11 protein-coding genes are annotated in these 26,575 nt (G+C 43.6%); 7 read left to right on the top strand and 4 right to left on the bottom strand.

Going from position 1 to position 26,575, the window contains the following annotated elements; all coding sequences use genetic code 11:
- Positions 1 to 3 precede the first annotated feature (3 nt).
- From MHH26_RS01330 to MHH26_RS01340, 3 genes are read left to right on the top strand one after another with little or no spacing between them, the layout of a single operon-like run.
- Positions 4 to 7,236, top strand: a complete 7,233-nt coding sequence (locus MHH26_RS01330; RefSeq protein WP_340971927.1) for a beta-ketoacyl synthase N-terminal-like domain-containing protein — start codon at positions 4 to 6, stop codon at positions 7,234 to 7,236.
- Positions 7,229 to 13,639 carry an HAD-IIIC family phosphatase gene (locus tag MHH26_RS01335; RefSeq protein ID WP_340971929.1) on the top strand — a complete coding sequence of 2,137 codons (6,411 nt, stop codon included), beginning with the start codon at positions 7,229 to 7,231 and terminating at the stop codon, positions 13,637 to 13,639. The genes MHH26_RS01330 and MHH26_RS01335 overlap by 8 nt, the downstream gene beginning before the upstream one ends.
- Positions 13,632 to 14,639, top strand: a complete 1,008-nt coding sequence (locus tag MHH26_RS01340; protein ID WP_340971932.1) for a phosphotransferase enzyme family protein — start codon at positions 13,632 to 13,634, stop codon at positions 14,637 to 14,639. Before MHH26_RS01335 ends, MHH26_RS01340 begins: the two co-directional genes overlap by 8 nt.
- Positions 14,640 to 14,681: 42 nt before the next feature.
- Here MHH26_RS01340 and MHH26_RS01345 read toward each other — a convergent pair whose 3' ends face one another.
- The 3 genes from MHH26_RS01345 to putP all read right to left on the bottom strand — a co-directional run bounded on the left by MHH26_RS01345 (position 14,682) and on the right by putP (position 18,537).
- Positions 14,682 to 16,088 (bottom strand): alkaline phosphatase, encoded by a 1,407-nt coding sequence (locus tag MHH26_RS01345; RefSeq protein ID WP_340971934.1) that lies wholly within the window; start codon positions 16,086 to 16,088, stop codon positions 14,682 to 14,684.
- Between the two features lie 112 nt (positions 16,089 to 16,200).
- Positions 16,201 to 16,893 (bottom strand): MgtC/SapB family protein, encoded by a 693-nt coding sequence (locus MHH26_RS01350; RefSeq protein ID WP_012009182.1) that lies wholly within the window; start codon positions 16,891 to 16,893, stop codon positions 16,201 to 16,203.
- Between the two features lie 162 nt (positions 16,894 to 17,055).
- Complete coding sequence (gene putP, locus MHH26_RS01355) at positions 17,056 to 18,537, bottom strand: sodium/proline symporter PutP (RefSeq protein WP_334750915.1); 1,482 nt, start codon at positions 18,535 to 18,537, stop codon at positions 17,056 to 17,058.
- Positions 18,538 to 18,960: 423 nt separating this feature from the next.
- On the opposite strand from putP, the gene gatC reads away from it, so the two are divergent.
- Genes gatC through gatB form a run of 3 tightly spaced genes read left to right on the top strand, consistent with a single transcriptional unit; the run spans position 18,961 to position 22,167 of the window.
- The gene (gene gatC, locus MHH26_RS01360) at positions 18,961 to 19,251 is read left to right on the top strand and encodes an Asp-tRNA(Asn)/Glu-tRNA(Gln) amidotransferase subunit GatC (RefSeq protein WP_340971938.1); all 291 of its coding nucleotides are present in this window, start codon (positions 18,961 to 18,963) and stop codon (positions 19,249 to 19,251) included.
- 14 nt (positions 19,252 to 19,265) lie between these two features.
- The gene (gatA, locus tag MHH26_RS01365) at positions 19,266 to 20,723 is read left to right on the top strand and encodes an Asp-tRNA(Asn)/Glu-tRNA(Gln) amidotransferase subunit GatA (RefSeq protein ID WP_034664650.1); all 1,458 of its coding nucleotides are present in this window, start codon (positions 19,266 to 19,268) and stop codon (positions 20,721 to 20,723) included.
- A gap of 13 nt (positions 20,724 to 20,736) precedes the next feature.
- Complete coding sequence (gatB, locus tag MHH26_RS01370) at positions 20,737 to 22,167, top strand: Asp-tRNA(Asn)/Glu-tRNA(Gln) amidotransferase subunit GatB (RefSeq protein ID WP_034664646.1); 1,431 nt, start codon at positions 20,737 to 20,739, stop codon at positions 22,165 to 22,167.
- 181 nt (positions 22,168 to 22,348) lie between these two features.
- On the opposite strand, the gene MHH26_RS01375 is transcribed toward gatB, so the two are convergent.
- On the bottom strand, positions 22,349 to 23,194 hold the full coding sequence (locus MHH26_RS01375; RefSeq protein ID WP_307499191.1) for a TetR/AcrR family transcriptional regulator: 846 nt from the start codon (positions 23,192 to 23,194) through the stop codon (positions 22,349 to 22,351).
- 131 nt (positions 23,195 to 23,325) lie between these two features.
- On the opposite strand from MHH26_RS01375, the gene MHH26_RS01380 reads away from it, so the two are divergent.
- Positions 23,326 to 26,550 (top strand): efflux RND transporter permease subunit, encoded by a 3,225-nt coding sequence (locus MHH26_RS01380; RefSeq protein ID WP_340971942.1) that lies wholly within the window; start codon positions 23,326 to 23,328, stop codon positions 26,548 to 26,550.
- Positions 26,551 to 26,575: the final 25 nt, after the last annotated feature.

Here is a 26,575-nt window from a genome sequence, read left to right on the forward strand (position 1 = left end):
CGTATGTCTGATCAAGAGCAATGGACCGAATCTGGACTTGAAATTGCAGTTGTAGGATTAGCAGGTACGTTTCCCGGAGCACCGAATGTGCAAACGTTTTGGGAAAATGTATCGCAAGGGAAAGAATCCGTTACGTTTTTCACTGATGAAGAATTAAAGGCAGCGGGTGTAGATGAGACGCTGCTAAAGCGTTCTGATTATGTGAAGGCAAAGCCATTTTTACAGAATGCATCATCATTTGATGCAGACTTTTTTGGCTACTCTCCGCGAGAGGCATCCATTATGGACCCGCAAATTCGATTGATGCATGAATGCACATGGCATGCGCTAGAGGACGCAGGCTATGAGCCTGAGCAATACGAAGGTTTAATTGGTCTTTATGCCGGGGCATCTAGCAATCTATCGTGGATGGGGCAGCATATGTCGTCACTTGAAAAGAACGAAGATGTATTTCAAATCATGCATCTCAATGACCCGTCCTTTGCTTCTCGGATTGCTTATAAATTAAATCTAAAAGGTCCAAGCGTATCGGTACAAACGGCTTGCTCCACGTCGCTTGTTGCTATTCATATGGCCTGTCAAGGATTAATCGGAGGTGAATGCGACCTTGCGTTAGCAGGAGGTGTCACACTCCATCAGCCGCAAATCACAGGCTATCAATACCAAGAAGGAATGATTTATTCTCCTGATGGCCATTGCCGTCCGTTTGATGAAAAAGCAAAAGGAACCATTTTTGGTGAGGGTGCAGGCGTGGTTGCGCTAAAACGATTGAAAGATGCGATAGAAGACGGAGATTTTATTTATGCCGTCGTAAAAGGATCTGCAACGAACAATGATGGAAGCAATAAAGTCGGCTATACAGCCCCAAGTGTGAGTGGACAGGCAAGTGTCATTGAATCTGCGTTAGAAATGGCTGAGACAGAACCAGAGACGATTTCTTATATCGAAGCACATGGAACGGGTACGCCTGTTGGAGATCCGATTGAGATTGAGGCGCTTACTCGTGCTTTTCAAACAGATCAACAAGGCTATTGCCGGATTGGATCAGTCAAAGCCAATATTGGGCATTTAGATGCCGCAAGCGGCGTGGCTGGTTTTATCAAAACAGTCATGATGCTGCATCATCGTCAATTTGCCCCGATGCCGCACTTTGACAAGCCGAATCACCGTATTCCGTTTGAGCAAACGCCATTTTATGTTGGGACAGACAAAGAGGAGTGGAAGTCGTCTCATTTGCCAAGGAGAGCTGGAGTCAGTGCCTTTGGTATAGGGGGAGCAAATGCTCATGTCATCTTAGAAGAGGCGAAGCCAAGAAAAACAAACGGCACGGACTCGTCCAAAGAATTAATTGTGCTTTCAGCTAGATCAACGCATGATATGAAGAACATGACAAAAAACTTGAAGGAATATGTCTCCTCACATCATGAACTCTCACTTGGCCAAGCAGCTTACACCTTACAAAGTGGAAGAAAAGCCTTCAAATATCGAAAAACGTTTGTCTGTTCGTCGCGGGATGAATTATTAGAGCAACTGCAAGTGCTAAATGAAGATACAGCAGGCAGAGAAAGTCTTCTTTATAAACGGATAAGCATGAGGCTGACGGGGTATCATGAGTCAGGTTTACGTGATTACATCAAGCTGTATGAGAAAGATCATTCTTTCAAAACAGAAGTGGATCGATTAATGAGCCTCGTCCAATCTGCGGTACCTATCAAAAAAGACGAGCTGTTCCATTCCAAACAAAGCAGACAATCAGAAGTGGCTATGCTGATCATGACATCGGCTTTTGCCAACGAGCTAAGGTCACTCGGAATTGAACCAGATGGTTGGATTGGAGAAGGCAGCGGAGTCTGGACAGCTTTATATGCAGCAGGCGGGCTTGAGCTAAAAGATGCGGCATCTATTGTGTACCATCTTCATGACATCGAGACGGTTAATCAAAGGCTGGCTTCCCTGTCTCAGAGGACACTCCAACAGCCTGTTTACTTGCAGCAAACCGGGGAGGAACTAACCACTTTCCACCCATCGTCTGCAAAGCGTTTTCTTGATATGAATCAGCCTGTAAAACCGCCTTTGATTGAGCAAGAATCAACAGCCTTGATCATTGATCTTTCAATAAAACAAAGCATTGTGGTTGAAAAGGGAGCAGAAAAATCAACCGAATCACTTGATGGAGACATTCTTCAAATCGCCGGTGTTCTTTGGGAAATGGGGGTCGGCTTATCCTTTCCTTTAACAGAGGAGAAGAACAGGCAGCGCATTCCGCTACCTGGGTATCCATTTCATAAAACCGATTTTTCTGCACAAACAAATACGATGGCAGCCATTGAGCCACAAAAGCCGCAGGATGTAAAGCGTGTTTTTACTTCGCTCGCTTCTTTACAAAAAGATATTCACGACATTGTGCAAACTCATTTTGGGTTTGATCAAATGGATGATGAATCGCCATTTTTTGAATTTGGTGCGACATCACTTGATATATCTCAGCTTGCAGCGAAAATATCTGAGCGAATGGATCAACAAATTGACACTGTTCAATTGTATCGGTTTGCTACAGTGGCAAGCCTTGCTGAATATTTGTTTGAAGAACAGATGGAACGAGATCAAACACCTGCTTCTCTCCCAGTAAAGAACACGTCCCAGGAGCATACGGATATTGCGATTGTCGGAATGGCAGGAAGGTTCCCAGGGGCTTCGTCGCTAGAAGACTTTTGGCAGCGTCTTGTGAATGGCGAGGAAATGATTCACTTTTTCACAGAAGAAGAACTCAAGAAAGCAGGGCTGGATGCGTCTGTTTATCAGCATCCGAATTTCATTGGAGCAAAAGGCCGTTTACAAGAGATCGAAGGCTTTGATGCAGACTTCTTCAACTATTCTGCTAGAGAGGCAGAGCTCATGGATCCGCAGTTCAGGCTCTTGCATGAATGTGCTTGGGAAGCGCTGGAGGATGCTGGCTGTGACCCTGATCGAATGGCAGGGAAAATTGGTGTTTATACAGGAACGAGTCCAAATCATGAGTGGCTGACGCGCTTTGCACATCAAATGGAAGCAACTGAGCAATTCAGCGCAATGCTGTTAAATGATCGTGAATTCTTTAGTACGCAGCTTTCTTATAAATTGAATTTACACGGGCCTAGCGTGACCATGCAGACAGCTTGTTCGACCTCACTTGTCAACATTGGCATGGCCTGTCAAGCTTTATTGAATCAAGAATGTGATGCAGCACTGGCTGGCGGTGTGACGGTCAGTTCTCCAGAAAATATCGGCTACATCTATCAAGATGGGATGATTCAATCAAAAGATGGACATTGCCGTCCGTTTGACCAAGAGGCGAGCGGAACCATTTTCGGAGATGGAGCGGGGATTGTTCTGCTAAAACGTTATGAAGATGCGATGAGAGACGGCAACCCGATTCATGCGGTCATCAAAGGGGTTGGTGTGAACAATGATGGCAGCCGAAAAGCTGGTTTTACCGCTCCAAGTGTGGAAGGACAGGCAGAGGTTTTAAAAGAAACGTATGAAAAATCAGGTATCGATCCCGCATCCATTGGTTATGTAGAAGCACATGGTACGGGGACAAAAATGGGAGATCCAATTGAGGTATCTGCCCTTAGTCAAGTGTTCAAAGGGACAGATCCGCTGACGATTCCGATCGGTTCTGTGAAAAGTAATGTCGGCCACTTAAATAGTGCGGCAGGGATTGCAGGTCTGTTTAAAGCCATTTTGGCCCTCCAGCATAAAACGATCCCGCCAACCATTCATTATGAATCACCCAATCAGGAGATCCCTTTCAAAGATACACCGTTTTATGTGAATCAAAAGGCGTTGTATTGGAAGGAAGCAGATGGCCCGAGAAGAGCGGGGGTTAGCTCTTTCGGTATCGGTGGAACGAACGCCCATATGATCATAGAAGAGGACATACAGGCGAAGCAAAAACCAGCTTCTAACCAAAAGCAGCTGCTCGTCTTATCTGCAAAAACAGATACTGCTTTAGCGAAAATGACAGAGCGATTAAAGCAGTATGTGATCCAGCACCCTCAAGTTCCGCTTGAAGATATTGCTTATACATTGCGGTATGGCAGAAAGCAATTTCCATACCGAAAAGCCATCGTGCTCGCGTCTGCTGATGAATGGATGCAGCAGGAACAGCTTGAAACGAGTGTGTTGCGAAGCAAAAAATGGCGTAAAGCGACCTTTATGTTTTCGGGTCAAGGCGCTCAGTATGCTGGTATGATGCGCGGATTATACGATGCAGAGCCAGTGTTCAAATGGGAAGTAGATAGATGCTTTAAATATGTAATGGAAACGGAGCAAGTTGATTTAAAGGGCATTGTTTTTTCCAAGAATGAAACGAACGAAGACATCACAAAAACGTCAAATGCTCAGCCGCTTCTCTTTATATTTGAGTATGCATTAGCCAAATTGCTTCAGCATAGCGGTGTTGAGCCAGAATCAATGATTGGACACAGTATCGGCGAATACGTTGCCGCTTGCTTGTCAGGGGTCTTTTCTCTGGAGTCTGCATTAACACTCGTGATGGCAAGAGGAAGATTGATGCAAGACATGGAAAAAGGCGCCATGCTTAGTGTGCAATTACCCGAGGCAGAGCTGACTTCGATGATTGATGAATCGCTTTCTGTTGCTGCTGTCAATGCAAAAGACCTTTGTGTCGTTTCTGGAAGAGAAGAGCATATCACTGCATTTGAAAAGAAACTGCAAGACAAAGGAATTGTCACAAGACAGCTCCATACTTCTCATGCCTTTCATTCCTATATGATGGAGCCGATGCTTGAGGCGTTTCAACAATTCGTAGAGAAAGTAGAATTGCATGAGCCGACGATTCCGTTTATATCGAATGTGACAGGCACCTGGGCAACAAGTGAAGAGGTGATGACAGCATCTTATTGGACGAGCCACCTGCGTGGAACCGTTCGTTTTCATGAAGGTCTATCTCAGCTGTTAACCGATGAAGTACGAGCGCTCATTGAAGTTGGACCTGGAAACAGCTTGACGGCATTAGCGAAACGTCATGATAACAAAGAGTCTCATCATGATGTTCTGAATATGGTGAGGCATGCAAGAGAACAAGCGGATGACCATGCATATTTCTTAAAAAGAATAGGAGAGCTATGGGCAGGCGGCTACGAGGTCAAAGCGCAGCAACATCCAACTCAAGAGGAACGTCAGCTCGTATCGCTGCCGACCTATCCATTCGAGCGGAAACGATATTGGATTGAAGCAGGAAAGCCGGCTTCTCCGCAGCTATCCGCTCCTAAGGAAACGAAGAAGAAAGAGATGGAAGAATGGTTCTACCTGCCTTCATGGGAGCAGCAGCCGCTAAAACCTGTTTTCGAAAAAGAAACAGAAGAACAAACGTGGCTCATTTTCAGGGAACAGGATGCTTTTCATGAACTGTTTACCCATTCATTTAAGCAACAAGGTATCAAGGTCATTACTGTCACAAAGGGTGAAGTTTATCAAGAGCAAGATCAGTCGTTTACGATCAATCCGGCAGAAGGCCAGCACTACCGTAACATGCTAGATTCATTGTCTAATAGAGGTGTCAATATCCATCGGATTCTGCATTTATGGGAAGCTGCGAAAGAAGATGACAACTCGAATCGTCAAGCCGCTTTTCAGGCGCACATTGAAAAAGGCTATTACAGCTTAATTTTCTTATCTCAAGCGATTGCTGCCCAAAAAAATATTCGAGAATGCCGTCTGTTTACGATCACTAGCGGAATTCAGCCAGTCACAGGCAATGAGACGATATGTGCAGAGAAAAGTGCAATGCTTGGACCGTGTAAAGTGATTTCACAGGAATACCATCATATCAAATGCTGGAATATTGATGTGGAAGATGTGCCAGACGTGATGTCTTGGAAGGAACAAGCGCTTGTCGATCTCATTGTGCAGGAAATCATGCAGCCTGGAAAGGATCAGCTTGTGGCGTATCGTAATCGTCAACGCTGGGTGCAGAGCTACAAACGTTTGCCGCTGCAAAAAGAAGATGGTCTTCCGAAGATGATCAGGCAAAATGGTGTGTATCTGATCACAGGAGGTTTAGGCGGCATCGGATTTGTTCTATCAAAGATGCTGGCGAAGGAAGGAAACGTACATCTTTATTTAACTGGAAGAACGGCATTGCCGCCGAGAGATGAATGGGCGTCATACGTTCACCAAGTAAATGCCGATGAAGCGCAGCGCACGAGAATTGAGAAGGTGCTTGAGCTCGAACGATTAGGTGCAACAGTAGAAGCGGTGCAGGCGAATGCAGGAGATCTGGATCAGATGAAACGTGTATTTGATGCCATTCGCAAAAAGCATGACGGCGTTCATGGTGTATTCCATGCGGCAGGATTACCAGGAAGTACATCCTTCCGTGCAATCAAAGATATCCCTTCTACACTGGCGCAGGGAGAGGATCAATTCCAATCAAAGGTGAAAGGGCTCGATGTGCTAGAGCAGCTGCTGGAACAAGAACAAGCAGATTTTTGTCTTCTCTTTTCTTCCATTAGTGCATTGCTTGGGGGCTTAGGATTCTCCGCTTACTCAGCGGCTAACTTATATATGGATGCATTTGCAGCTAGACTTAATCAACATAGTCAAACCCCGTGGATGTGTGTGAACTGGGATGCGTGGAATTTCTGGGGTGAGCTAGAATCCACAATTGGTGAATCGATAAATGAGCTTGCGATATTACCAGAAGAGGGTGCTGAGCTGTTCCAGTATGTTCTGTCTAACCGGCAGAATCGACACATGCTCGTGTCCACAGGAAATCTTGAAGAACGGATAGATCAATGGCTGTCACTAGAGCCGAAGGCAGCAGCGAATGAGGATTCATATGAGGTGTCTAAGCACGAAAGACCAGAGCTGGGCAATCCATATGTGGCTCCTCGAAATGAAACTGAAAAAGCGATCTGTCAAGTTTGGCAGGATTTTATGGGCATGGAACAAGTGGGCATTCACGACAATTTCTTTGATCTCGGCGCAAGCTCGCTGGATATTGTTCAAGTCACCAATCGGTTAAATCAAGCACTTCAAACAAATGAAGCGGTTGTGACCTTGTTTACGTACCCATCTGTTGCAGAGCTTGCGAAATATATCCAGCCTTCTGAGGACTCGAAGGAAGAAACGATGGAAGAAGAACTAGCCGTCGTCACTTCAGGTGATCGAAGAGCTCGTTTTAAACAGCAACGGAATAAAAGATTGAGAGGCGGAATCGAGAATGAATGATACAACGAATCACTATCATGGCGCAGAAATTGCTGTTATCGGTCTTGCAGGTCGTTTTCCAGGGGCCAAAAATGTAGAAGAGTACTGGGAGAATCTGAAAAAGGGAAAAGAAACAATTTCTTTTTTTACAGAGGAAGAATTACGGCGTGAAGGTACAGATGAAGCCTTATTGAAAAACCCCCGTTTTGTCAAAGCAAAAGGGATGCTTGATGATGTTGATTTATTTGATGCAGATTTCTTTGACTATACACCAAAGGAAGCGGCCATGATGGATCCGCAGTTCAGACTGTTTCATGAATGTGTGTGGACGGCGCTTGAAGACGCTGGGTACGATCCGTTTGAATATAAAGGGCAAATTGGTCTTTATACAGGTGCAGGAATCAATACAGAATGGGTCATGAGAGCACTTCAAGGGGCGGCTCAAGGTGAGGATTCGAAAACACTGGAAGCTGCGGTTCTGAATATGCGTGATTATTTGGCGACGATGATTTCATATAAATTAAATTTGAAGGGGCCGAGTATGGTGGTGCAAACCGCCTGCTCGACCTCGATGGTGTCGATTCATTTAGCTGTTCAGGCTTTATTAAGCGGTGACTGTCATATGGCTGTTGCAGGCGGCGTGTCCATTCGCCTGCCGCAAAAATCGGGCTATCTTTATCAAGAAGGCATGATCCATTCATCTGACGGACATTGCCGCGTCTTTGATAACAAGGCCGATGGAACCGTTTTTGGTGATGGTGCAGGAGCCGTTATTTTAAAAAATTTAGAGGATGCCATTGAAGACGGCGATCACATTTATGCTGTCATTAAAGGATCATCTATTAATAATGACGGAAATAGAAAAGTAGGATATACAGCGCCGAGTACGAAAGGTCAAGTATCAGCGATTAAAACAGCACTTCGAATGGCTGAGGTGGAACCTGAAACCATTTCGTACATTGAAGCACATGGAACCGGGACTACCCTCGGAGATCCGATCGAAATTGAAGCGCTCAAGCAAGCGTTTGATACAGATAAAAAAGGCTTTTGCCGCATTGGTTCTGTCAAATCAAATGTTGGTCATTTGAATGATGCGTCAGGTGTCGCCGGCTTTATTAAAACCGTTTTAAGCTTAAAGCATCAAGTGATTCCGCCGACGATTCATTTTGAAACGCCGAATGAAAAAATTGAATTTGCCAATTCGCCTTTCGTTGTAAACACAGACTTGACGCCATGGAGCAAGCAGGAATCTCCTCGCCGGGCAGGTGTAAGCTCGTTTGGAATTGGTGGAACAAATGCTCATGTCATTTTAGAAGAAGCACCTGCTACACGTGTCGCCGCAGATAGCCCTGAGGATAGTGAACTTCTTTTATTATCTGCCAAAACACCAGCAGCTCTTGAGAAAATGACGGATCGCCTTGCGGACTATTTACTTCAGCATCAGCAGCATGTTCGTCTAAGTGACGTTGCCTATACGCTGCAAACAGGGCGCCATCATTTCCCGCATAAACGTGTCATTCTTGGAAGTAACACGGCTGACATGTTACAGGCGCTGAATCAAAGGTCAAAAGAGGTGGTCAAGACGGCCAGCTCCCAAACTTCGAGCCGGCCAGTCGTCTTTCTTTTCCCAGGCCAAGGATCTCAGTATGTAGACATGGGGCGTCAGCTTTATGACAAATATCCAGTCTTTAAGGAAGCGCTGGATCAATGCTTGAATCAATTCAAACAGCATATCTCAGTTGACCCATTCAGCATTTTATTCTCAACAGAAGCAAGTGATGATCCTCAGCTGATCAACCAAACAGAATATACGCAGCCGCTTCTGTTTAGTGTGGAATACGCTTTGGCTAAATTGCTGATTCATTTTGGCGTCAAACCGCAGGCACTGATCGGCCACAGTATTGGAGAATACACAGCTGCTGCCGTATCTGGTTTACTATCTGTTGAAGATGCCGTAGATCTTGTGTCTTATCGCGGCCAGCTCATTAGCAAGCTTTCAAAAGGCTCTATGCTGAGCGTTCCTTTGAGTGAACAGAACGTGCTGCCATATTTAACAGATGATCTTTCACTTGCAGCAGTAAATGGTCCTGAGTTATGTGTAGTGTCAGGGGAGACCGCAGCCATTGATGCACTTGCTGAGAAGCTGGAGGCTGCTGGACATGGGTGCAGGAAGCTTCACACCTCTCATGCCTTCCATTCTAAAATGATGGATGACATCCTGCCATCATTCAAAGAAAAGGTAGCTGAGTATCAATTGAATGCACCGTCTATCCCGTATATTTCTAACGTCACAGGTACGTGGATTGACCATGAAGCAGTGCAAGACCCGGCATATTGGGCTGATCACTTGCGGCAAGCGGTCCGTTTCCGTGATGGAGCGGAGACATTATTAACGGAGCTTGATCCTATTTTCGTTGAAGTCGGGCCGGGGAATACGTTAAGTGCCTTTATTCGCCAAGCCTCAAAGGAACACCATCAGCAGCCGATTCCATTGATGCGTCACCCGAAAGAAGAGGCAGCAGACGACCGCTACCTGCTGGGCAGGCTTGGTGACATCTGGCTTCAAGGGGTGCCGGTTGACTGGACAAAATGGCGAAATCAGACATCAAATCAAAAAGTATCCTTGCCGACCTATCCATTTGAACGACAACGATATTGGATTGAAAAGGTAGATACATCCGCATTATCTTCATCCTCAGGTGTGCAAATGGTGGTGCCAAAGGAAAACAAGGCACAGGAAATAGAAAAAAACAATCAAGTCCATGCCGCCGCAGCGAATGATATTGAGGCAACGTTACAGCGGATGTGGAAAGACATTTTAGGAATTGAAAAGGTGGAAAGAGACGACCACTTCTTTGAGCTTGGCGGACATTCGTTAAATGCGACCGGTCTGATTTCTCAAATTCACAAAGAGTTTGGTGTAGAACTTACGCTCACAGACATGTTCAACAATCCGACGATTGAAAAGCTCCAAGCATTCATAGAAAAGGCAGAGAAGCATCAATATTTCAAGATTGAACCAGTGGAAAAGAAAGACACGTATCCATTATCTGCTGCTCAAAGACGGACATTCCTCATTCATCAGCGTATTGGTCAAGTGACCTCATACAACATGCCGATGGCACTAAGATGTAAAGGTGAAATTGACGTCGAGCGCTTTGAGCAGACCTTCAAGCAATTAATTGATCGTCATGAAACCTTGCGAACGACCTTTGAATTAAAAGATGGAGAACCGGTTCAGCGGGTCCATGATGATTTCCACTTTGCTGTTGAAATGACAGAGGCTGATGAAGAAGGATTAGAAGCACAAATCGATGAATTCATTCGTCCATTTGACTTAAAGGCTGCACCATTGATCCGTGTGCGTTTTGTGAAAATCGCAGCACATGATCATCTCTTATTAGTCGATATGCATAATATTGTGGCGGATGGAGCGAGCATGAACATCTTTATTAAAGAATTTACTGAGCTCTATCGAGGGGAAACCTTGCCGGAACTGACCGTTCAATATAAAGATTATGCAGAATGGCAAGACAAATATTTCCGCAGCGAGATGTTTCAAAAGCAGCAGGATTATTGGAAGCAGCAAATTGGCTCAAATGTGCCAACTTTGACAATGCCATATGATTTTGAACGGAAGGAACAATCCTTCTTAGGAAGAGCGATTAAATTTAATATTGAACCGCACATCGTTGAGAAAATTGAACAGCTCGCTGAACGGTATCAACTGACAAATAACGTCATCTTGTTCCAGCTCTATGGGCTGCTGCTCTCACGTTATGCGGATCAGGAGGAATTGATTGTCGGTTCACTTGTGGCTGGACGACGACATGCAGATATCGAGCATACAATTGGCATGTTTACGAACTTCCTGCCAATTAAACTAGACATGGTACAAGAAGCAACCTTTACAGAGCAACTTGCGCAGACAAAGCAAGTACTGCTGGATGCGTATGACCATCAAGAGTACCCATTTGACCAAATGGTTGAGCATCTGAATCCAAAAACAAGACCGCATCGCAATCCATTCTTTGATACGATGCTCATCTATCATAATGAGTACGATCCGAATATTAAAATTGAAGCCGATGGACTAACATTTGAAACACATGAGTTTGCAAAGGGGATTTCCAAACTTGATATGAAAATGGATGTTGTCAGAGAGGTAACGGGCGAGTTAAAGTGCGTCCTTCAATACAATCTGGCTCTGTTTAAACATGAGACGATGCAAGCTTTCGTCAACCACTTCCAGCACTTGGTCGAACAGGCTGTTCAAACACCTGATCAACTGCTCAAGGATTTCGCTGTTCTTTCACAGGAAGAAGAACAAGCAGCAAAAGAGAAAAGGGAGCGCGCAGAGGAAAAAGCACCGCTCGTACTGACAGTCAGCTCGACATTTACAGCCGATCCAGTCGCACCTTATATTCAGTACTGGACCAAGCAGTTTGATGTGCAGCTTGATGTTCAATTTGCACCATATGGGCAGGTTTATCAGGAATTACTAAATGAGCGCAGCCTTATCTCACAGAAGAAAAACGGTGCGAATCTTCTGCTCATTCGTTTAGAGGATATCACTGGTCCCGCTCATCTCTCACTGGAAGAAAAGAAAAAACTGGCTTTAGAGCATGCTGAAGAACTAGCAAACGTTCTGAAATCAAAAACGAAACATAACCTATATTTTGTTGGGATTTTGCCGATAAGTGCTGCTCTTAAAGACACCCTGCAAGACGTGGAACAAGAGTGGATTGCTCAGTTATCTGAGATAGGCGGTGTTCAGTTGATCGACTGTCGTCAGCTTGCTCAGCAATATCAGATGGAAGACATCTTTGATGAAAAAGGAGAGCAAGCCGCACACCTCCCATTCACTGAAGTCTTTTGTGGAGCCATCGGTACAAAAGTCGCGCGAGAGATCATTGCATGGCAAGGTGCACCATTTAAGGTAGCGGCCATTGACTGTGATCATACGCTTTGGAGAGGTGTCGTTTCAGAAGACGGTGTGGAAGGCATCGACATTACGCCAGAACATCAAATGCTTCAGCGCTTTTTAAAACAAAAGCAGCAAGAAGGGCTCCTGCTTGTCTTGAGCAGCAGGAACAATGAAGAAGATGTGTGGCGCGTGTTTGAAAACCACCCAGATATGATCTTGCAAAAAGACGATATCGTCGACTGGCGGATCAATTGGGAAAGTAAACCGGCACATCTAAAAGAGATGGCAGATTCTCTTAACCTTTCATTATCTCAGTTTATTTTCTTAGACGATGATCCAGCTCAGTGCTTGCGTATGAATGAAGAGCTGCCTGAAGTGATGACACTGCTACTACCTGCCAATGAAAAAGCGATCCCATTATTCGCTCAGCATGCTTGGGCATTTGACCGCTATGATGTCACAGAAGAAGATAGAGGGCGAACAACGAGCTACAAGGCTGAAAAGGCTCGTCAAAAAGAGAAAGCAGAATCGCCGTCAATGGAGCAATTTTTACAAGATTTGAATTTGAACATGAGTGTAACAGAGTGGGGAGAAAAGCACCTTGCCCGCGTGGCGCAAATGAGCAGTCGCATTAACCAATTCCGCTTAAATGATCAGCGCTTTGATGAACAGCAGCTGAGAGAGCGGATGGAAAATGAGCATATCCAGGGCTGGGTCATTGAGGCAGCGGATCGCTTCAGTCATGAAGGGATTGTAGGGGCTATCTTGGCTCATCATGCAGACGACACCTTGAAAATTGATGCATGGATGCTAAGCTGCCGTGCTCTAGGGAAAGGGATTGAGCAAAAATGTCTGACATGGCTCGCTGAATACAGCCGTCAGCACCAGCTTTCTTCCATTGAATTTACGTTTGCATCGACTGGACGTAATGAGCTGTTCAAGTCATTTATGAAAGAGCACCAGATGCAGGAGGTTGATGAGCAGCAAACATATCGTATACAAGTGGAAGAAATTGATTCACTGAGCAATCACATTCAGATCGTCGACCAATTGTCATCTCGTGAGCACTCGACTGAAGAAATAGAGGATCAAAGGGTGGAGGCAGCAAGTCATTCAGCTTCTAAAGGTTATACATGGGAAACGGTTCAACCAGATCAAACGCTGCACAGCGGTTATGTAAAAGCCCTTAAGGTACATGATCAAGAAGGTCTTCGTGCATTATTAAAGACGGAACTAACGCAGGATCATGGACTTTACGCACAGCCAACCAATGAACGCGAGGCATTGCTTTTTGATATTTGGTGTGACATTCTTCATGTGGAAAAAGTAGGAATTGACAACGACTTTTTCGATTTAGGAGGAAATTCTTTACTTGCTGTCAAAATGGAAGTAGAGATTGAAAAGAAGGGTTGGTATGTTGATGATTTGAATTTTGCTGAAAAACACACCATTCGAGAATTAGCAAAATATATGAAGAGGGAGAATCAGCATGCATAAAGATGTAAAAGCCATATATGAAGAATCAAAAATTTTAGATGAGGCCACTCATTTATACGGAGTCCAGCGAAGTGACATCCACTTTATCGCAGATGCAGAAAACTATGTGTATGAACTTAAAAAAGACGGAGAGTCTTTCATTTTAAAAATTACCCATACCATCCGCAGATCACCTGATTATATTTTAGGTGAAATGGAATGGCTCCATCACTTAGCGAAGGGCGGACTTTCGGTTGCGAAACCAATTGCTTCATTAAATGGCCGTGATATCGAGCAAGTAGACGATGGGCAAGGCGGTTCATTTTTGCTTCGAGTCTATGAAAAAGCATCAGGCCATAAAGTGGAAGAGGCAGACTGGAACGATGAATTATTTTATGCCCTTGGACAGTACACAGGGCGCATGCATAAACTGACAAAAAGCTATCAGCTGTCAGACCCACGTTATAAAAGACAAGAGTGGGATGAAGAGGAGCAGCTGAAACTGCGTAAGTATGTCCCGGCCGATCAGACCATTGTGTTTGAACAAGCGGATCGGTTGATGGAAAAGCTGGCAAAGCTTCCGAAAAATCAGGATACGTACGGATTGGTTCATGCGGATCTTCATCACGGAAACTTCCACTGGGATCAAGGGAAAATTACGACCTTTGATTTCGATGATATTGGGTACAACTGGTTTATGAATGACATTAGCATTTTGCTATACAATGTGTTGTGGTACCCAGTGATTCCATACGAAGACAAAGCTGCTTTTGCAGGAAACTTTATGAAGCAATTCCTTAAAGGCTATCGTGAAGAGAATGAGCTTGGGGATGAGTGGCTTGCCTACATTCCTGACTTCCTTCGCTTACGTCACATGCTGATCTATGGCTTGTTGCATCAAGCATTTGATTTGGCTACCATCGGAGAAGAAGAGAAGGGCATGCTCGCTGGCTTCCGCTCCGACATTGAGCAAGCAGCACCGATTACGACGTTTGACTTTACAAAGCTAAGTCAATCTTAAAAATGAAAATCCCCGCCTATGTGATGAGGCGGGGATTGTTTTTTATGGGCGATAGGTGGACGGTGATTCTATGATGTGAAACAGGTTCTTTCCTTGCTTTGTATTATCGATCCAGCCCTGAAATGCTGCCTTACCAGGTCCATATGCATAGACAGGGACATCCTCACCTGTATGAGCAAAGGTTGTCCAGCCTGAGAAAGAACGGTGATCAAAGATGTGTTGAATGCTGAGTTGAATCGTACTGGCCTTCCCTGATTGTGCCGCTTTCTCTACCTGTGAGATTTCCTCTTTTGTGAGCGAGAAATCAATATTGGTGTGAAGGACATCACGTACCGATTGTCCACCTGCGATTTTCTTTGCCATATACACAGGTGTTTTCTTAGCAGCTAGAATGGGTGCTGGGTCCCATTTATAGCCGGTTTCACTTGTCATGCCGTCTGCACCAAACGAAAAGCCGCCAGTCGCATGATCTGCTGTGATGACGACAAGGGTTTCTTTGTCTTTTTTAGCGAATTGAAGAACCGCTTGGACTGCTTTCTCAAAATCCTCCATCTCACTCATGGCGCCGACCACATCATTTTCATGTCCAGCAGAATCAATGGTACTGCCTTCAAGCAGCATGAAAAACCCATGCGAATTGTCTTGATTTAATTGGGTCAATGCTGCCAGTGTCATGTCTTTTAAAGTAGGCACATGCTTTGGACGATCGATGGCTCGATCCAGTTCGTCCTCCTGGAATAAGCCAAGCATTTTTGAAGATGATTGGGAGGTTAAATCATCTTTTGACCTTAGAATGGAATATCCACTCTTCTTAAATTCTTTCACAAGATTACGGTCTTTTCGGTCAAAATATTGCATTCCGCCACCTAGAAGGATATCAACTTTGTGCTCTCCGCCTATTTTCTCATCAAAAAAGTGGTCTGCAATTTGTTCTTTGTTTTTTCGGGAGACGTTATGTGTGCCAAAAGCGGCAGGTGTCGCATCGGTGATGTCAGATGAGACAACAAAGGCTGTTTTCATTTGTGCTTCCTTTGCTGCTTCAACGACACTTCTAAGAGGTTCTTTTTCTTGGTTGACGGCGATGGCATCATTGTATGTCTTTTTCCCAGTCGCCATGGCCGTGGCTGCGGCTGCTGAGTCGGTAATATTATCTCGAGGATCATCTGGATGTGTGGTCTGCATCCCGACTAAATACGGGTCCCAGACGGTTTGTGCTTTTGTAGAACCAAGCTTTTCCTGCTTGAATGTGCGGTAGGCTTTGATCACGGGCATCCCCATTCCATCGCCAACGATAAAAATAATATTTTTTGGTGTTTTCGTTTGTTTCTTGTCTGCTGCATTTGTTGATACGGGAGTGACATCATGTGAGGTCAATAAAGCAGCGAAGACGAGTACCGCTAGCATCCCACACATAAGAAAAATACGATTTTTACGATCCATAGAGCCCATGAAAAATCCCCTTTTATCATTTATTTCATAATTTGTATTTTATTTGAACGAAGGCAATGGTTCAACCCTTTTCCCATAAAAAAAGGCGAAGAGACTTTTGTCCCATCACCTTTTATACCGTATCACACTTCACGCCAACGACGCCTTCTAGATCTTTAATATCAAAGTACACATCGGTTGTATAGCGATCTTTATGCACGCGTACGCGTACTTCCATAATCGGATAGTTCTTTTCTGTTAAATCATCAATTCGAACAGAATGAATGCGAATATTGAGGGCTTTCATTTCTTTTAAAATATCCGTCATGCGGTTTCGATCAGAAAGAGACATTCTGATGCGGATTTCTTTTTCCTGTAAGCGAATCGGCCCGATCCGCTGGAAGAGCCACGGTAGAAATTCGACACTAATCAGAATAAAGAAAAGACTGAGGAAGGCTTCTTTATAAAATCCTGCACCTGTTGCAACCCCAAGTCCTGCTGCTCCCCAGATCATCGCAGAAGTCGTAAGACCTGAGATGACATCATTACTTTTTCGCAGAATCACACCTGCTCCAATAAAACCAACACCAGATATAATTTGCGCCGGTAACCTGAGTGGGTCCATTTGAAGCCTAGAGACTCGAGGGAAATTGTAGGCTGCATCAATGCTGATGATGGTTAACACGCAGGAGCTGACAGCAATGACAATACACGTTTTTAAACCGAGCGGCTTTTTCTTCAGCTCTCGTTCGAGCCCAATAATCAAACCGATTAAGGTGGCCACGGCTAATTTTAAGACTGTATCCCATTCAATCGTCCAAAACATGCGTATCGCTCCTTCACTTCATGTACGTTTCACATCATGTATATGATCTTCTCACAGCCCATATGGCTGCACAACTTCTATTTTATTCAGAAATGGGAGAAAGAAAAGCATTTTATTTAAAAAAGAGAGTCATCCGCTAAGGCAGATGACCCTTCATGTTCTTTATTTTGTTTCTTCTTCAAGATGATCTTCCATTTTGCTAAACAATTGTTTTGATGCTTTTGTTGGCTTGCTGGTCATTAAGCTCACAATAATGGCAGCCAAACCGCTTAACGTAAAGCCAGGAATCATTTCATAAATCCCTGTTGCGTGGTTAAGGCCTGTCGTGATCCATGTGAGAACGACTACCGCACCAACAATCATCCCAACAAGGGCACCATGATGATTCATTCGCTTCCAGTATAGGCAAAGTAAGATGACTGGACCAAATGAAGAACCAAATCCTGCCCACGCATAACCAACAAGGTCAAGAATGGTGTCACTTGGATTAAGTGAAAGGCAAAGGGCAATCACCGCGACAACGAGAACAGACATACGGCCAATCATCACGAGCTCTTTGTCTGATGCTTTTTTTCTAAAGAACGTTCTGTATAAATCTTCTGTCATCGCACTTGCCGTGACAAGCAGCTGAGACGAAATTGAACTCATAATTGCTGCTAAAATGGCAGAAAGTAAAAATCCAGTGATATATGGATGGAACAGCACTTTAGAAAAGACGATAAAGATGGTTTCTGGGTCAGCAAGTTTCATACCCGTTTCATGAACATAGGCAACACCAACTAAACCGACAGACAGTGAACCAATTACTGAAATAATCATCCAGCTCATTCCGATGCGGCGTGCTGGTTTTAAGTCTTTAACAGACGTAATCGCCATAAAGCGCACGATAATATGCGGCTGTCCAAAGTAACCTAGTCCCCATGCGAGGAAGGATATAATGCCAATGACGCTCGTTCCTCTAAAAATATCAAGCAATTTAGGGTCAATCTGTTGAATATCTTGGAATGTGGCAACAGGTCCACCTAATTGTGTAAAGGCAACGATCGGCACGAGCACTAATGCTAAAAACATGATAGCTCCTTGGACAAAGTCCGTTAAGCTCACTGCCAGGAATCCACCAAACAATGTATACAAAATAACAATACTTGACGTCAAAATCAGTCCAAACATGTAGTGTGCACCGAATGCTGACTCAAATAAACGTCCGCCTGATACCATCCCAGACGATGTATACAGTGTAAAGAAAATTAAAATGATGACGGCTGATACAGCTTTTAATAAAGAAGATGATCCTTTGAATCGTTTATCAAAGAAATCAGGAATCGTAATGGCATCATCAGCAATCTCTGTATAAGAACGTAAACGAGGTGCAAGAATGAGATAGTTCAAGTAAGCACCGACGATGAGACCAATCGCAAGCCAGGTTGTCGATAAACCTGTTTTATACATTTCACCTGGTACACCCATCAGCATCCAGCCGCTCATATCCGCAGCACCTGCTGAAAGAGCTGTAACAAATGGACCAAGTCCGCGTCCACCAAGCATATAATCATTTAAATCATGTGTTTTCCTGAATGCATACCAACCGATGGCAAGCATCCCGATAAAATAAATAGATAAGGAAATTGTAACTTCAATACTCATTTTGTGTTCTCACCTTTTTCGTATTAATTTGACATCACCTCAATCAAAATATACAGAAGTGCCAGGGCTGGTTTTTTGATTGAATGCCCTGCTCACTGCTATGGTTACTTAACCTAACAGAGTATTCCCAAGTGATCAACCTTCTTAAACCTCCACATTTTGAAGAAAAAATAGACAGATCGGTGATGCGAATCAGTTTGTATGCGCTTACAAAGGTAAGTAAAAGTAAAAATTTTCTGAAAATAAAAGGTGATCTGTATGAATATTTTCTTTATCAGTTGGATGACAATGATGCTTCGAGAGAAAAGGCCTCTTGCTGCGCCTGCGTAAAGTTGCTTTAGAACAGTAAAATTTGATATGATAAAGTGTATATGACTTATGATCATGACCACGAACACGTATCATTTTTGGAGGTGAACCTGCATGTCTAGAATTTCAATAGAAGAAGTAAAGCACGTGGCGCATTTGGCACGGCTTGCAATTACAGAAGAAGAAGCTGAAATGTTTACTGAACAGCTTGATAGCATCATTTCATTTGCAGAGCAGTTAAACGAGGTAGATACGGAAAACGTTGAACCAACAACACACGTATTAAAAATGAAAAACGTCATGAGAGAAGATGTTCCGAATAAAGGTCTTTCCATTGAGGCAGTTACCAAAAACGCGCCTGATCATAAAGACGGCTATATTCGTGTGCCATCAATTTTGGACTAAAGGAGGCCTGAGGCATGTCACTGTTTGATCACAAAATTTCTGAATTAAAAGAGCTTTTACATAAAAAGGAACTGTCTGTTTCTGATTTAGTGGACGAGTCTTATAAACGAATCAATGAAGTAGACGGGAAAGTACAAGCATTCCTTGCACTGGACGAAGAGAAAGCTCGTGCGTATGCAAAGGAATTGGACGAGGCAGTTGGTGAAAAGGACGAGCTTGGTCTATTGTTCGGTATGCCAATCGGTGTGAAAGATAACATCGTCACAAAGGATTTACGTACAACAGCATCTAGTAAAATCCTGCAAAACTTTGACCCTATTTATGATGCAACGGTTGTCAATCGTCTGAGAGATGCGGAAGCAGTCACAATCGGTAAATTAAATATGGACGAATTTGCGATGGGATCTTCTACAGAGAACTCAGGCTACAAAGCAACGAAAAACCCGTGGAATTTAAACACTGTTCCAGGTGGATCAAGTGGTGGCTCAGCAGCTTCTGTTGCAGCAGGTGAAGTACCATTCTCACTTGGATCAGATACAGGCGGTTCGATTCGCCAGCCGGCATCATTCTGCGGAGTTGTGGGACTGAAGCCGACATATGGCCGTGTATCTAGATACGGTTTAATTGCATTTGCTTCTTCATTAGATCAAATTGGGCCGATTACGCGTAACGTAGAGGACAACGCATACGTACTTCAAGCGATTGCTGGCGTCGATCAAATGGACGCAACGAGCGCAAATGTCGACGTCCCAGATTTTCTTTCTTCATTAACTGGAGACATCAAAGGCATGAAAATTGCAGTGCCAAAAGAATACCTTGGAGAAGGTGTTGGCGAGGAAGCAAAAGAGTCTGTTCTCAAAGCGTTAAAAGTATTAGAAGGACTTGGTGCAACATGGGAAGAAGTGTCTCTGCCGCATTCTAAATATGCGCTTGCGACTTACTACTTACTGTCTTCTTCAGAAGCATCCGCGAACCTTGCGCGCTTTGATGGCATCCGCTATGGCTACCGTACAGATAATGCAGACAACCTGATTGATTTATATAAAAATACACGTTCTGAAGGCTTTGGTAACGAAGTGAAACGCCGCATCATGCTTGGGACATTCGCTCTTAGCTCAGGATATTATGATGCATACTATAAGAAGGCGCAAAAAGTCCGTACATTGATCAAAAAAGACTTCGAAGATGTTTTTGAAAAGTATGATGTCATTGTAGGGCCAACAACGCCAACTCCTGCATTTAACATTGGAGAAAAGACAAGCGATCCACTGACGATGTACGCGAACGATATTTTAACGATCCCTGTGAACCTTGCAGGCGTTCCAGGAATCAGTGTGCCTTGTGGATTTGCAAATGGTCTTCCGTTAGGACTGCAAATCATTGGCAAGCACTTTGATGAAGGAACGGTTTACCGCGTGGCTCACGCTTTCGAGCAAGCAACAGATCATCATAAAGCAAAACCTGAACTGTAAGGGGTGAATCAGAATGAACTTTGAAACGGTAATTGGACTTGAAGTCCACGTTGAGCTAAAAACACAATCGAAAATTTTCTCCAGCTCGCCGACACCTTTTGGTGCAGCTGCCAACACGCAAACAAGTGTCATCGACCTTGGATATCCTGGCGTACTGCCTGTATTGAACAAAGAAGCGGTAAACTTTGCGATGAAAGCGGCCATGGCGCTGAACTGTGAGATCGCAACAGATACAAAATTTGACCGTAAAAACTACTTCTATCCTGATAACCCAAAGGCGTATCAAATTTCTCAATTTGATAAACCAATCGGTGAAAACGGCTGGATTGAAATTGAAGTAGAAGGCAAAACAAAACGAATCGGTATTACGCGTCTCCATTTGGAAGAGGATGCAGGTAAACTGACGCACACAGGCGACGGTTATTCACTTGTCGATTTCAACCGTCAAGGCACACCGCTTGTTGAAATCGTATCTGAGCCAGACATTCGGACACCAGAAGAAGCGTATGCGTACTTAGAAAAACTAAAATCCATTATTCAATATACAGGCGTTTCTGACTGTAAGATGGAAGAAGGCTCACTTCGCTGTGATGCCAATATTTCACTTCGTCCGATCGGCCGTGAAGAGTTTGGAACGAAAACAGAGCTCAAGAACTTGAACTCGTTTGCTTTCGTACAAAAAGGTCTTGAATTCGAAGAGAAACGCCAAGAGCAAGTATTGCTATCTGGCGGCTTGATCGAACAGGAAACTCGCCGCTATGACGAAGCGTCTAAAAAGACGATCCTTATGCGTGTCAAAGAGGGCTCAGATGATTACCGCTACTTCCCAGAACCAGATTTGGTGGAGCTGTACATTGATGACGAGTGGAAAGAACGCGTAAGAGCATCCATTCCAGAGCTTCCAGACGAGCGCCGCAAACGCTACATCGATGAGCTTGGACTTCCTGCATATGATGCCATGGTGCTGACGCTGACAAAAGAAATGTCTGATTTCTTTGAAGCAACCATTTCAGAAGGTGCAGAAGCGAAGCAAGCTTCAAACTGGCTAATGGGTGAAGTATCTGCCTACTTAAACTCAGCTCAAAAAGAGCTGGAAGATACAAAGCTAACGCCGCAAGGGCTGGCTGGCATGATCCAACTCATTGAAAAAGGAACGATTTCCTCTAAGATTGCCAAAAAGGTATTCAAAGAGCTCATTGAAAATGGAGGAGACGCAGAAACAATCGTCAAAGAAAAAGGACTTGTCCAAATTTCTGACGAAGGTGCACTACTCAAACTTGTCACAGAAGCACTTGATAACAACCCGCAATCCATCGAAGACTTTAAAAATGGAAAAGACCGCGCGATTGGTTTCTTAGTCGGACAAATCATGAAAGCATCGAAGGGACAAGCAAACCCGCCGATGGTCAACAAGATTCTCCTAGAAGAAATCAAAAAACGCTAAATAGCAAAAACCGCCTCATGAGAAGAGGCGGTTTTTTTGCTTGAAAGGACAGGGTCTTATCATAGATTCAGACCACCGCCGTATATCAATTCGGAGATTTTTTTCTTATAATGAAGTATAAGCGAAAGTGCACATTCGAAGGGGGATAAAGGTGAACTAACCGGAAAAACAGCACGTAATATTATTGAAGAAACAGCTTCAATTGTTCCACTACTTTTAAGACAGCAGGGTCCTCACACTTTTCTAAATTCGTCAGCATCCCTTGAATGACTGGCTTACGAGGCTCAGCTTTCGCCAGTTCTTCTTCAATGACTTCAATGGATACAAGGGTATCATCAGAAAGCAGATGCTCAAGCTTTAACAAACGAAGCTCCTCTTGAAGGGAAGCAGCACTCGGCGCTTCATCGTCCCAAATGGTCTGCTTCAGGATCGGTTTCGTCTGAGAACGAAGCAAGCCTTGGACCAAATCATCGAATCGTTCGAGTATAAAGGAAGAAAGCTCATCAAATGATAATTGCATCTGATCTTGTAAAAGCAGGACCTGCACATACGATTGGATGATTCCTTGAATCATGACTGACAGGTCAGTTATATATGGTTCGATCTCCTGTCCATAAGTGGTCAAGATGGAAATTTGAATTTCATCATTCATTTGCTTTTTCACTGTTTTTGAATACTTTTTAATTTGCTGGTTTTCTGGAATAATGTTCTCGCTGAGGATCAAAATGATAAAATCCTTGTTCTCAGCAAAATGCTGAAACTGTTCAGCGATTTGTTTCTGGAAGATCTTTCTCGGCGCGAGATGCTGATTCTCTTTTCGAATCGTTTCAATACTTTGCATAGACGTGTCGATATAATATTCAAAGGCTCGATTGAAAAGCTGTTCTTTTGATTTGAAATGTAAATAAAATGCGCCTTTTGATATTCCGCACTCATCTGCAATTTCCTGAATGGTCGTAGAAGAAAAACCCTTTTTCGCAAACAACTGGATGCTTACTTTAATGATTTTTTCTTTTTTTTCGTTCATGAAATAAGGCCCCTTCAGCTTTAGAATGTTACGTCAAACGCAAGTGAAATGGTTGACGGCATTGTATATCACCGTTTATTATGATATAGAATGACCAGTCAGTCAATACATAAAGGAAAATGGAGGACATAATGAATTCGATCATCAATTTTGTATTAAAGAATAAGTTCGCTGTATGGCTCATGACGATTATCGTAACAGTTGCTGGTCTATATGCCGGATTGAATATGAAACAAGAATCAATCCCGAATATCAACACTCCAGTCATTACGGTTTCTACAACGTATCCTGGCGCAACGCCGGACGAAGTATCAGATAAGGTGACCGACCCGATTGAGAAGTCTATTCAAAACCTCAATGGAGTCAATGTAGTCACATCCAATTCATTTGAAAATGCCTCATCTATTCAAATCGAGTACGACTACAACAAAGACATGGATGAAGCAAAGAAGGAAATTGAAGATGCGATTAGCAATATCAATTTTCCGGAAAATGCAGAAAAACCAAAAATCGCACGCTTTAGCATTAACGCAATTCCAATCTTAGCAATCAGTGTCTCTGGTGATAAAGAATCATTAGAAGACCTTACACAGAAAGTAGAAAACGACCTTGTTCCTTCCATTGAAGGATTAGAAGGTGTCTCTTCTGTCGAAGCTTCAGGACAGCAAATCAAAGAAGTAGAATTTTCTTTTAAACAAAAGAAATTGAAAGAATACGGTTTAGATGAAGAAACCGTCCAAAACATGATTAAAGGCTCTGATGTCAATGTACCATTAGGTCTATACACATTTGGCAACAAACAAAAATCAGTTGTCGTGGACGGCAATATTTTAAGCGTCAAAGATTTGAAAAACATGCGAATCCCTGTCACACCAAGTGCAAGCGGCGGTGCGGGAAGCGCTGGAGCTGGAGCACCATCTAGCAGCGCTGAAAACCCAGGTGCGCAAGGTGCGGAGCAGCAGGCTGGAAATGCAAGTCAGCAACAGGCAGCAGCTCAGCAGCAAACTGGTGGAGGAGCAGCAAGCGGTCAATCTGTAGAGCTGCCGACGATCAAGCTTTCTGAAATTGCGGATATTAAAGTAGTAAAAGATGCAGAATCGATCTCTAGAACGAATGGAAAAGACAGCATCGGTCTGCAAATTGTCAAAGGCTCTGATGCCAATACCGTGAGTGTGGCAGAAGAAGTGACAAAAGAGCTTGAGAAATTCAAAAAAGACAACAAAGGAATCAAAGTAAGCACGACATATGATCAAGCAGAGCCGATTAAAGAGTCTGTCAGCACAATGCTAAACAAGGCAATCATCGGAGCAATCTTTGCGATCATTATCATTATGTTGTTCCTTCGAGATATCAAATCAACATTAATTTCGGTCATCTCCATTCCGTTATCTCTGTTGATTGCTGTTTTATTATTAAATCAGTTGGATATTACATTAAATATCATGACACTTGGTGCCATGACCGTCGCCATTGGGCGTGTGGTCGATGACTCGATTGTGGTCATAGAAAATATCTATCGACGAATGGCGTTAAAGGATGAACCGTTAAAAGGCAAAGCACTCGTCAGAGAAGCCACAAAAGAAATGTTTATCCCGATCATGTCTTCGACGATTGTGACGATTGCGGTATTCTTACCGTTAGCATTAGTAGGTGGAATGATTGGTGAACTATTCATCCCATTTGCTCTAACCATTGTGTTTGCTTTACTTGCTTCACTGCTTGTCGCCATTACGATTGTTCCAATGATGGCACACAGTTTATTTAAAAAGAACCTGTACGGCACAGCGAAAAAAGTAAAAGAGCATAAACCAAGCAAGCTTGCTGGCGGTTATAGACGTGTACTCAATTGGACACTGAACCATAAATGGATCACATCAGGAATTGCCATTCTTATGCTCGTCGGAAGCTTATTCTTAGCACCACTTGTCGGTGTCAGCTTCTTACCACAGGAAGTAGAAAAGACGGCAATGGTGACATATACACCTGAGCCGGGACAAACGAGAGAACAAGCAATTGATGAAACGAAAAAAGCAGAAGAATATTTGATCAAACGTGACCATGTCAATACTGTTCAATATTCACTAGGTTCTTCAAATCCCATGACAGCAAGTGTAGGGGGGAACTCTAACGGTGCGTTATTCTTCGTACAATATGACGATGACACGCCAAACTTTGATAAAGAAAAAGATAAAGTGACGAAAGCCCTGCAAGATAAAACGTCTAAAGGGGAATGGAAATCACAAGACTTCTCGTCTGCTGGCGCAAGCAATACCATAACGTACTATGTCTACGGCGACAAAGTAAGCGATATTGAAGGCACAGTAAAAGATGTCGAGAACATCTTAAAAGATGAGAAAAACCTAAAAAATGTCAGCACAAGCTTATCTGAGAAATACGACGAATATACGTTTAATGCAGATCAAGAAAAACTGGCGAAGCTAGGTCTAACTGCTTCACAAATCGCTCAAGCGATTGCCCCTCAAAATAGTGAAACAACACTAACGAAAGTCACAGAAGACGGCAAAGAACTTGATGTGAAGCTTCAAACCGAAAAAGACGAATATAAGAGCAAAAAAGATTTAGAAAATAAAAAGATCACAACACCAACAGGACAAGAAGTCCGGATTGGTGATGTCGTAAAAGTAAAAGATGGTACGACAGCAAATACGGTGACAAAACGTGATGGAAAAATCTACGCAGAAGTGTCTGGTGACATGACAACAGACAACGTCTCAAGTGTGACACAGGATGTTCAGAAGAAAGTCGACAAGCTTGATGTGAAGTCTGGCGTAACGATTGACACAGGCGGCGTAAGTGCGGATATTGAGGAATCCTTTACACAGCTTGGACTTGCAATGCTTGCAGCGATTGCCATTGTGTACCTCGTTCTCGTCATCACATTTGGCGGAGGTCTTGCACCATTTGCGATTCTCTTCTCACTTCCATTTACGATTATTGGCGCACTCGTTGGATTGTTTTTAGCAAAAGAAACCATCAGCTTAAACGCTATGATTGGATTGCTTATGCTGATCGGTATCGTTGTGACAAATGCCATTGTGTTGATTGACCGAGTGATTCATAAAGAAAAAGAAGGTCTTTCAACAAGAGAAGCTTTACTTGAAGCAGGAACAATAAGATTACGTCCAATCTTAATGACTGCACTTGCGACGATCGGTGCACTGCTGCCACTCGCATTAGGATTTGAAGGCGGAAGCCAGATCGTATCAAAAGGACTTGGCGTGACCGTGATCGGCGGTTTAACAAGTTCTACACTTCTCACATTGGTCATCGTCCCAATCGTGTATGAAATTTTAAGCAAGTTCAGACGTAAGAAAAAGTACGCTGAAGAAGAATAAGAGGAATCCCCGCTCATTGGCGGGG

It is taken from the genome of Bacillus sp. FSL K6-2839 (genome assembly GCF_038003365.1).
Taxonomy (GTDB): Bacteria; Bacillota; Bacilli; order Bacillales; family Bacillaceae; genus Bacillus.

What these genes read in the sequence shown, in the direction of transcription:
- MHH26_RS01330 (WP_340971927.1), top strand. Translation starts at nt 4, where the DNA reads ATGTCTGATCAAGAGCAATGGACCGAATCTGGACTTGAAATTGCAGTT.
- MHH26_RS01335 (WP_340971929.1), top strand. Translation starts at nt 7,229, where the DNA reads ATGAATGATACAACGAATCACTATCATGGCGCAGAAATTGCTGTTATC.
- MHH26_RS01340 (WP_340971932.1), top strand. Translation starts at nt 13,632, where the DNA reads ATGCATAAAGATGTAAAAGCCATATATGAAGAATCAAAAATTTTAGAT.
- MHH26_RS01345 (WP_340971934.1), bottom strand. Translation starts at nt 16,088, where the DNA reads ATGGGCTCTATGGATCGTAAAAATCGTATTTTTCTTATGTGTGGGATG.
- MHH26_RS01350 (WP_012009182.1), bottom strand. Translation starts at nt 16,893, where the DNA reads ATGTTTTGGACGATTGAATGGGATACAGTCTTAAAATTAGCCGTGGCC.
- putP (WP_334750915.1), bottom strand. Translation starts at nt 18,537, where the DNA reads ATGAGTATTGAAGTTACAATTTCCTTATCTATTTATTTTATCGGGATG.
- gatC (WP_340971938.1), top strand. Translation starts at nt 18,961, where the DNA reads ATGTCTAGAATTTCAATAGAAGAAGTAAAGCACGTGGCGCATTTGGCA.
- gatA (WP_034664650.1), top strand. Translation starts at nt 19,266, where the DNA reads ATGTCACTGTTTGATCACAAAATTTCTGAATTAAAAGAGCTTTTACAT.
- gatB (WP_034664646.1), top strand. Translation starts at nt 20,737, where the DNA reads ATGAACTTTGAAACGGTAATTGGACTTGAAGTCCACGTTGAGCTAAAA.
- MHH26_RS01375 (WP_307499191.1), bottom strand. Translation starts at nt 23,194, where the DNA reads ATGAACGAAAAAAAAGAAAAAATCATTAAAGTAAGCATCCAGTTGTTT.
- MHH26_RS01380 (WP_340971942.1), top strand. Translation starts at nt 23,326, where the DNA reads ATGAATTCGATCATCAATTTTGTATTAAAGAATAAGTTCGCTGTATGG.